This is a genomic window from Prevotella corporis DSM 18810 = JCM 8529, from assembly GCF_000430525.1.
Lineage (GTDB): Bacteria > Bacteroidota > Bacteroidia > Bacteroidales > Bacteroidaceae > Prevotella > Prevotella corporis.
The window spans coordinates 1-8,247 of the sequence record NZ_AUME01000067.1 but is presented as its reverse complement, the minus strand read 5'-3'; the positions used below and the strand labels follow the sequence as shown (position 1 = coordinate 8,247).

7 protein-coding genes are annotated in these 8,247 nt (G+C 38.9%); 6 read left to right on the top strand and 1 reads right to left on the bottom strand.

What is annotated here, in order from left to right; all coding sequences use genetic code 11:
• The 6 genes from H515_RS0110095 to H515_RS0110070 form a co-directional block, all read left to right on the top strand.
• The coding region (locus tag H515_RS0110095; protein WP_154653692.1) for an IS30 family transposase at positions 1-324 on the top strand (324 nt) is incomplete at its 5' end.
• Positions 325-1,018: 694 nt separating this feature from the next.
• Positions 1,019-2,638 carry an ABC-F family ATP-binding cassette domain-containing protein gene (locus H515_RS0110090; protein WP_025878023.1) on the top strand — a complete coding sequence of 540 codons (1,620 nt, stop codon included), beginning with the start codon at positions 1,019-1,021 and terminating at the stop codon, positions 2,636-2,638.
• Positions 2,639-2,714: 76 nt separating this feature from the next.
• Complete coding sequence (locus H515_RS0110085; RefSeq protein WP_025878025.1) at positions 2,715-3,311, top strand: nucleotide exchange factor GrpE; 597 nt, start codon at positions 2,715-2,717, stop codon at positions 3,309-3,311.
• A gap of 105 nt (positions 3,312-3,416) precedes the next feature.
• Positions 3,417-4,568, top strand: a complete 1,152-nt coding sequence (gene dnaJ, locus H515_RS0110080; protein WP_025878027.1) for a molecular chaperone DnaJ — start codon at positions 3,417-3,419, stop codon at positions 4,566-4,568.
• 9 nt (positions 4,569-4,577) lie between these two features.
• Complete coding sequence (locus H515_RS0110075; RefSeq protein ID WP_025878029.1) at positions 4,578-5,870, top strand: bifunctional folylpolyglutamate synthase/dihydrofolate synthase; 1,293 nt, start codon at positions 4,578-4,580, stop codon at positions 5,868-5,870.
• A gap of 401 nt (positions 5,871-6,271) precedes the next feature.
• The gene (locus H515_RS0110070; protein ID WP_028901910.1) at positions 6,272-7,621 is read left to right on the top strand and encodes an MFS transporter; all 1,350 of its coding nucleotides are present in this window, start codon (positions 6,272-6,274) and stop codon (positions 7,619-7,621) included.
• 287 nt (positions 7,622-7,908) lie between these two features.
• On the opposite strand, the gene H515_RS0110065 is transcribed toward H515_RS0110070, so the two are convergent.
• Positions 7,909-8,247, bottom strand: a 339-nt coding sequence (locus H515_RS0110065) for a transposase (RefSeq protein WP_028901909.1), incomplete at its 5' end; no start/stop codon positions are given.

Here is an 8,247-nt window from a genome sequence, read left to right as displayed (position 1 = left end):
CGTACTGTAATACATCTGCTATCTCCATTCAAAGGGCATGTCAAGTCTATTACAACAGACAACGGTACTGAATTCGCTTGCCATGAAATGATAGGAAAAAGCCTTGGTGTCAACATCTATTTTGCCGATCCATACTCTTCATGGCAGAAGGGCGGCATAGAAAATGCAAACGGACTGATTAGGCAATACGTGCCAAAATCAGAAACTTTTGAACATGTCAGCCATCAACAAATCACAAAGTGTTCAAGGAAAATTAACATGAGACCAAGAAAGAAATTAGGATTTAAAACACCATACGAGTGCTTTTACGAACAAATTAAGTAAATTTGCACTTGCTTGTTGAATTCACGAAGGGTTTCTATTTCACATGAATGTTAAAATCATTAAATAATCAACTTTCCTCAAGAGCATCATACTAATTTATTCATTCCATTCATCAGGAACAATGATAATATTTCTTTACAAAAGCATTCAAATTCAGGCCATTAAAACAGATAAGTTTAATTCTGTCTGCAAATATGCTAATTATATAAATTTTTACAAAGTGTTGCCAGTCAGCAGCTTAATAGCACTGTTGGAAAATAACAATAGAAGAAAAGACAAAAGCATCCGTAATATTGTCATCAATAGGTCATCTATTATCTGCTGAAAACTCACTAATTGGATGATAAAAACTTATCGAATAATTTCAGAAAGCTCAACTATCGCAAACAGGTGATTGATTTAGCGAACAAAAACATTAAAATTCGGCTATATTATACGAGTACTCGCATCTTAAATTCTCTAAATTGTGAACTTAATACGTACGTTTTTAGGTAATAAATCTTTACACAAATAAAAAAGTTGTATCTCATTTAGCAAGCCCATATATTTGCAGACGCTACATTTTATTATTAATTCACCATATTAAAATTTATTGTTGATGTTTCGTTGATTATTGATTTTCTAACCTACTTGCTAATTTCACATTATTATTGTACCTTTGCACCCAGAAAATAAATAGGTTTATAAACAAATAATGATTACACTCTCAAACATCGCCGTACAATTCGGCAAAAGGGTTCTGTATAAGGACGTTAACATAAAATTTACTCCAGGTAACATCTATGGTGTCATTGGCGCCAACGGAGCAGGTAAATCGACATTGCTCCGAGCTATCTCTGGCGATTTAGAACCAAACAAGGGTACGATTGAATTAGGCCCCGGGGAGCGTCTATCCGTATTGGAGCAGGACCACTTCAAGTACGACGAATTCACAGTGATGGATACAGTGCTCATGGGACACGAGCCTCTATGGAAAAATATGAAAGAGCGCGAAGAGCTCTACGGGAAAGATGAAATGACCGAGGAGGACGGAAACCGTGCTGCGGACTTGGAACTTAAGTTTGCAGAAATGAACGGCTGGGAAGCAGAAAGCGAAGCTGCTCAGTTGCTGCAAAATCTTGGGGTCAAAGAGGAACAGCATCAGAAATTGGTGGGTGAACTCTCGAATACCGAGAAGGTTCGTGTCATGCTGGCCAAGGCCCTTTTCGGAAAACCAGAAAACCTACTACTCGATGAGCCTACCAACGACCTTGACCTCGAAACCGTAGAATGGCTTGAGGAATATTTAGGGGAAATTGAGGAAACGCAGACCGTACTTGTAGTATCTCACGACCGTCACTTCCTTGATTCTGTGAGTACGCAAACAATTGATATTGACTTTGGCAAGGTTACTGTCTTTGCAGGAAACTATTCGTTCTGGTACGAAAGCTCCCAATTAGCACTCCGTCAGGCGCAAAACCAAAAAATGAAAGCAGAGGAGAAGAAACAACAATTAGAAGAATTTATCCGCCGATTCTCTGCCAATGTGGCAAAGAGCAAGCAAACAACTTCACGTAAGAAAATGCTTGAGAAGTTGAATGTTGAGGAAATCCGTCCTTCCAGCCGTAAATATCCTGGTATTATCTTCCAAATGGAAAGAGAGCCTGGCAACCAGATTCTCGAAGTGGAAGAACTTAAAGCATTGGATGCAGATGGTTCAGTCTTGTTCGACCATGTTAATTTTAATGTGGAGAAAGAACAGAAAGTCGTTTTTCTGTCCAGAAATCCAAAAGCAATGACGACACTCTTTAAGATTATCAATGGCGAACGTGAAGCAGACGGTGGAAAATTTAATTGGGGTATTACCATCACAACTGCCTATCTGCCACTGGATAACACAGAATATTTCAACAGTGAGTTGAACCTTGTTGATTGGCTTTCACAATACGGCCCAGGTAACGAAGTGGCCATGAAGGGATTTTTGGGACGAATGCTTTTCAAGCAAGAAGAAGTTGAAAAGAAAGTGAACGTTCTCTCAGGTGGTGAGAAAATGCGTTGCATGATTGCACGTATGCAGCTTCAAAATGCCAATTGCTTGATTCTTGACACCCCAACCAATCATCTTGATCTTGAAAGCATTCAGGCCTTCAACAATAACCTTGTTAGCTTCAAAGGAAACATTCTGTTCAGCTCTCACGACCACGAATTCATCGGAACTGTAGCAAACCGTATCATTGAACTAACTCCGAAGGGCACAATTGACAAGCTGATGAGTTACGACGAATATATTCATGACGAGAAAATCAAGGAGCAGAGATTGAAAATGTATTCTTGATTTTCGTTATGAGCTAATACCAGTTTTTGGCATATCATTTGCTACAACTTGGATAGATTAACAACAAATTCCTATCATGAGTAAGAAAAATAAAAAAATAAAAACAGAAGACTTAATAAACAAAGAAGAAACTTTAAATGAGGGAGATTCTCAAGTAGAAAATACAGATGAGAACACTTCTGAAACACAAGATCTGTCGGAAGAGAATCCTGAAGAAAGCGAAGGAGATACCGATGAGAATGAAACTCAGGAAAGTGTCGAGGAATGGAAAGACAAGTACATTCGTCTCTATGCTGAATTCGAGAATTATAAAAAACGCACCCTGAAGGAAAAAGCTGAATTAATACTCAATGGCAGCGAGAAAACCATCACAGCCGTTCTGCCGATTCTTGACGATTTTGAGCGGGCTATTGCTGACAAAACGGAAGATGCTGGTGCTATTAAGGAGGGATTTGAGCTCATCTTCAAAAAGTTTATCAAGACTTTAGAAGGGCTTGGAGTAAGTAAGATTGAAACTCAAGATGCAGATTTCAACGTTGATTATCATGAAGCAATTGCAATGGTACCAGGAATGGGAGACGAAAAGAAAGGTAAGATTATCGATTGCGTACAAACAGGCTACACTCTCAATGATAAGGTTATCCGCCACGCAAAGGTTGCAGTAGGACAATAATATCAAAGAGTCTGAGGAAATTTAAGAGTTTATAGCGATTTATCAATAAATGGCTTTTTCGCTTATTCCTATAAATTCCATAATGATTCCAACAAATAGACAATAATGGCAAAAAGAGACTACTACGAAGTACTTGGCGTTGACAAGAATGCTTCGGAAGACGAGATAAAAAAGGCTTATAGAAAAATAGCCATTAAATACCATCCGGACAGAAACCCAGATGATCCAAAGGCTGAGGAGAAATTCAAAGAGGCAGCGGAGGCATACAGTGTGCTTAATGATGCTCAAAAACGCCAACAATATGATCAGTTCGGATTTGATGGTCCTGGTGGAGGATTTGGAGGATTCGGAGACGGAGCTGGATTTTCCATGGATGATATTTTTTCCATGTTCGGCGATGTGTTTGGTGGCGGAGCTGGATTTGGAGGTTTCGGTGGTGGTTCACGACAGGCACCCAGGTACCGTGGAGCCGATCTTCGCTTAAAAGTTAAGCTGTCTCTTCAAGAGGTAGCTACTGGTGTGACGAAGAAATTCAAAGTGCGGAAGGATGTAGTATGTAACCATTGTCATGGCACAGGAGCTGAAAGAGGAAGTAGTTCCGAAACATGTCCAAATTGTCATGGTAGCGGTGTTGAGATTCGCACTCAGCAAAGTATTTTCGGTATGATGCAGACTCAGACGACTTGTCATGTATGTGGTGGCGAAGGTAAAGTAATTAAAAATAAATGCAGCCATTGTCATGGTGATGGTGTCGTAAAGGGAGAGGAAGTAGTTGAAATTAACATCCCAGCGGGAGTTGCCGAGGGGATGGTTGTCAATGTTCCAGGTAAGGGTAATGCTGGTAAACGCAATGGTATAACAGGTAATATCCAAGTATATATTGAGGAAGAAGACAACGACACTTTCATTCGTGACGGACAGAACGTTATCTACAACCTCTTGCTTGATTTTCCCACAGCGGTCTTAGGCGGACAAGTTGATATTCCGACAATTGACGGTACAAATGTGAAAATCAAGATTGAGCCTGGAACACAGCCGGGAAAGACACTCCGCTTGCGTGGTAAAGGCTTGCCAGCTGTTCAAGGATACGGTAATGGCACGGGTGATCTCATCGTGCAAATTAGTATCTATGTGCCCAAAGAACTCTCAAAATCTGAAAAGGAAGCTATAGAAGAGTTTAGCAAGAGTGATAATTTTAAAGGGGACAGCGTTACCAAACGTGCAATTTTTGATAATTTTAAGAAATTATTCAGTTAGTGATTAGCCGTGAACTATCAAGAGACAACCGAGTATCTATTCAACAGCACTCCAGTTTTTGAGCATATAGGTGCTTCTGCTTATAAGGAAGGATTAGACAATACATACGCATTGGACGAGTATTTCGGTCATCCTCATACAAATTTCCGTTCCATCCATATTGGTGGGACTAACGGTAAAGGGTCATGTTCTCACACATTAGCAGCCATTCTCCAAGCTGATGGGTATAAGGTGGGATTATACACAAGTCCTCATCTGGTAGATTTTCGCGAGCGTATCAGAATAAATGGAGAAATGGTCCCAGAACAATATGTCATAGACTTCGTTGAAGAGCATAAGGATTTTTTTGAGCCATTACATCCATCCTTCTTTGAACTTACCACAGCCATGGCATTCAAATACTTCGCAGAGCAAAAGGTTGATTTCGCTATAATCGAAGTTGGATTAGGAGGACGCCTTGACTGTACTAACATCATACATCCGCTACTTTCGATTATCACAAATATATCACTTGACCATACGCAGTTCTTGGGAGACACATTACCTAAAATTGCATTTGAAAAGGCTGGCATAATAAAACAAGGAACTCCTGTCATTATTGGTGAGGCCAACGACGAAACCCGCATAGTGTTTGAAGCTAAAGCACAAGAAATGGAGTCTCTGATTATCTTTGCTGAAGATATCCCAATGGTTCTTTCGGCTTCTATGTCATCCGATGGTGGACTTTATTATAAAACTCGCTTGTTCGGAGAACTACAAGGGGAATTAGGTGGACTCTATCAGATAAAGAATACCAACACCATCTTAACCGCTTTATCACATCTGCATAACTCTCATATTATCAAAAACATAGAAAGTATAGTTAAAGGCTTTTCCAACGTATGTGAATCTACAGGGTTATTGGGCAGATGGCAGAAAATTCAAACAAACCCCATGGTGATATGTGACACAGGACACAACGAGGCTGGTTGGATGTGTTTATCGCAACAAATCAGAAGACAGAAGTGCAAGAATCTCCGCATAGTTTTTGGGATGGTAGATGATAAGGATATAGAAGGAGTAATGGCTCTATTACCAAAAGATGGTGAATATTACTGGACACAGCCAAGTACGAAACGGGCTTATCATGTTGATAAAGTTGCTGCTACTGGTAAAAAATTCGGACTTCATGGCGAATGTTTTACAAATGTGGGTGAGGCATACAACAAAGCTTTAGACGATGCCAATAAAGAAGATTTCGTATTTGTGGGTGGTTCGAGCTATATTGTGGCTGATTTTTTGAATTTACTGCAATGTAATTAATCTTTAGGTGCAATTATTTTTAATTGTTTTTAACGAGGATGCTTAACGCATTTCATTACATCTCTTTGCATTTATCATTTATTTTTCTTTACTTTGCAAATAAATTTATGGACGATAACTAATAAATGAGGTTAAGAGGATGCTCAGTTTGTGCTTATTAAAAGCACATGGGTTTATAGACAAAGATTCGCAATAAGGATATCGCACTTTTAGGATAGCCGTCTGGTCAAAGAATGATAATGAAAAAATCCTTTTATTTCTTTATTTAAGTATATCAGTTTATCTGTGAATGAAAATTATACACAGACTTGTGGATACATCATTATTCTGTGTTTATAATTATCCTCATTTAATTATTAATAGTTAACAAAAGTAGATAATATCAACTAAAATTTAGAACAATGAGCAATACTAAACAAAATAGAAGTATCATTGCCATCATAACAATGATGTTCCTTTACGCAATGATTTCATTCGTTACTAACCTTGCAGCTCCAATTGGGGTTATTTGGAAAGGAGAATTTGCTGGTTCAAATTTTATCGGTATGTTAGGAAATTTCGCAAATTTCCTTGCTTATCTATTCATGGGTATTCCTGCTGGTAAACTATTAATCAGAATAGGATATAAGAAAACTGCTCTCACAGGTATAGCATTAGGTTTAATCGGAGTGATTGTCCAATTTGTTTCAGGCACCTTGAGTGAAGGAGGCGCAACGTTAGCCTTTACCATCTATCTTCTAGGAGCCTTTGTATCTGGTTTTTGCGTCTGTATCCTCAACACAGTGGTTAATCCGATGCTCAACCTGATTGGTGGTGGCGGTAATCGGGGTAACCAACTGAATCTCATTGGCGGAACTCTTAACTCGCTATCCGGATCTTTAACTCCAATGTTGGTGGGAGCCATTGTTGGTAATATAGTTACAGCTGAAACCATTAAGAATGGAATTGATTCAGTTGGAACTCCGCTCACGACATTTAGCCAAGTAAATCCCATACTCTACATGGCGATGGGAGTTTTTGTTTTGACATTTATTATACTGTTTTTTGTGCCCATCAACGATCCTGAATACGGTAAAGCAAATATCAACACAGTATTCGAGCATAGTGCATTGGATTTCCGTCATTGCAAGTTAGGCGTAATAGCTATTTTCTTTTATGTTGGTATTGAAGTCGGTATTCCAGGAACTTTAACAAATTATTTGAGTGACCAATCTGCAAAAGGTGGTGACATTGCAGGCAAAGCCTTTGTCATTGCAACGGCAGTTGCCACAACCTATTGGTTACTTATGCTGATAGGCAGATTTATTGCTGGATTCATTGCCAACAAAATTTCAAGTAAAACGATGTTGACTTGTACTGCAGCAACTGCCATTGTTTTTCTTATCTTTGGAATGGTATTCGGCAAATCAACAATGATAGATATGCCCGTATATGCCGATAATGCTTTTAAAACTGTCAATGTCCCAATCGCAGCTTGCTTTTTTGTGCTTTGTGGATTATGCACATCTATCATGTGGGCAAGTATCTTTAATCTTGCCACCGAGGGATTAGGCAAATACAATGCTCAAGCATCTGGTATTTTTATGGTGATGGTCGTTGGTGGGGGAATCCTTCCACTCGTCCAAAATTATATTGCTGACCATGTTTCGTACCTGTTCTCTTATATAATTCCTCTCTTGGGCTTGGTATATTTATTATATTATGCCTTAATTGGAAGTAAGAATGTGAATAAAGAAATTCCTGTAAAATAACAGCAATAAAGCAAAGATAACTCTCTTGGGTTGCCTTTGTTAATTTATATAGCTCTTAACATAATAAATAAAAATTTCATATTGATCTTGTCGGCACTTCAATTATTAAACTCAAACCGGTCGTTTTCCCCCTGTACTATTTTTCTCTGATAGTCGAGAAACTTGTTCGTCGTACGTTTCCGACGTAGCAGACTTAAGCAAGTGAGAACAGCAGAAAAACTGGCAACAAGCAATAAAATTAATCAGCAAACCATATTGTCATCAGCTAATTGTGGCTCAGTAGAAAATCAATGGGGATAGGCATATAGTTTTGCAATTCTGAATAAAAAGAACTTCTTGTCTGCCACTCCTCTTAGATTGGCTCGGAAAAGTTTAATTTTGGCATTGAACGATTCTGCCATGGCATTCGAAGATCTGTTGTTATAGAAGTTCAATATCTCATCATAATGCTCGTAGAATGTGGCAGCAATCCCATTGAATGAATGGAAGTCTGCCTCTTCAACTTTATTGTACCACCGTGCCATGGAGAGCCTGGCTGCATCCTTGATGGTGTTCTTGGCGAAGATTATGCGCAGTGAGTGGCACAGTCCGTATGCCTTTTGGATGTCCGGATATTGTTCAAAAAG

Excerpts from the sequence above, each read along its gene's own strand:
- H515_RS0110090 (WP_025878023.1), top strand. The coding sequence starts at position 1,019 with ATGATTACACTCTCAAACATCGCCGTACAATTCGGCAAAAGGGTTCTG.
- H515_RS0110085 (WP_025878025.1), top strand. The coding sequence starts at position 2,715 with ATGAGTAAGAAAAATAAAAAAATAAAAACAGAAGACTTAATAAACAAA.
- dnaJ (WP_025878027.1), top strand. The coding sequence starts at position 3,417 with ATGGCAAAAAGAGACTACTACGAAGTACTTGGCGTTGACAAGAATGCT.
- H515_RS0110070 (WP_028901910.1), top strand. The coding sequence starts at position 6,272 with ATGAGCAATACTAAACAAAATAGAAGTATCATTGCCATCATAACAATG.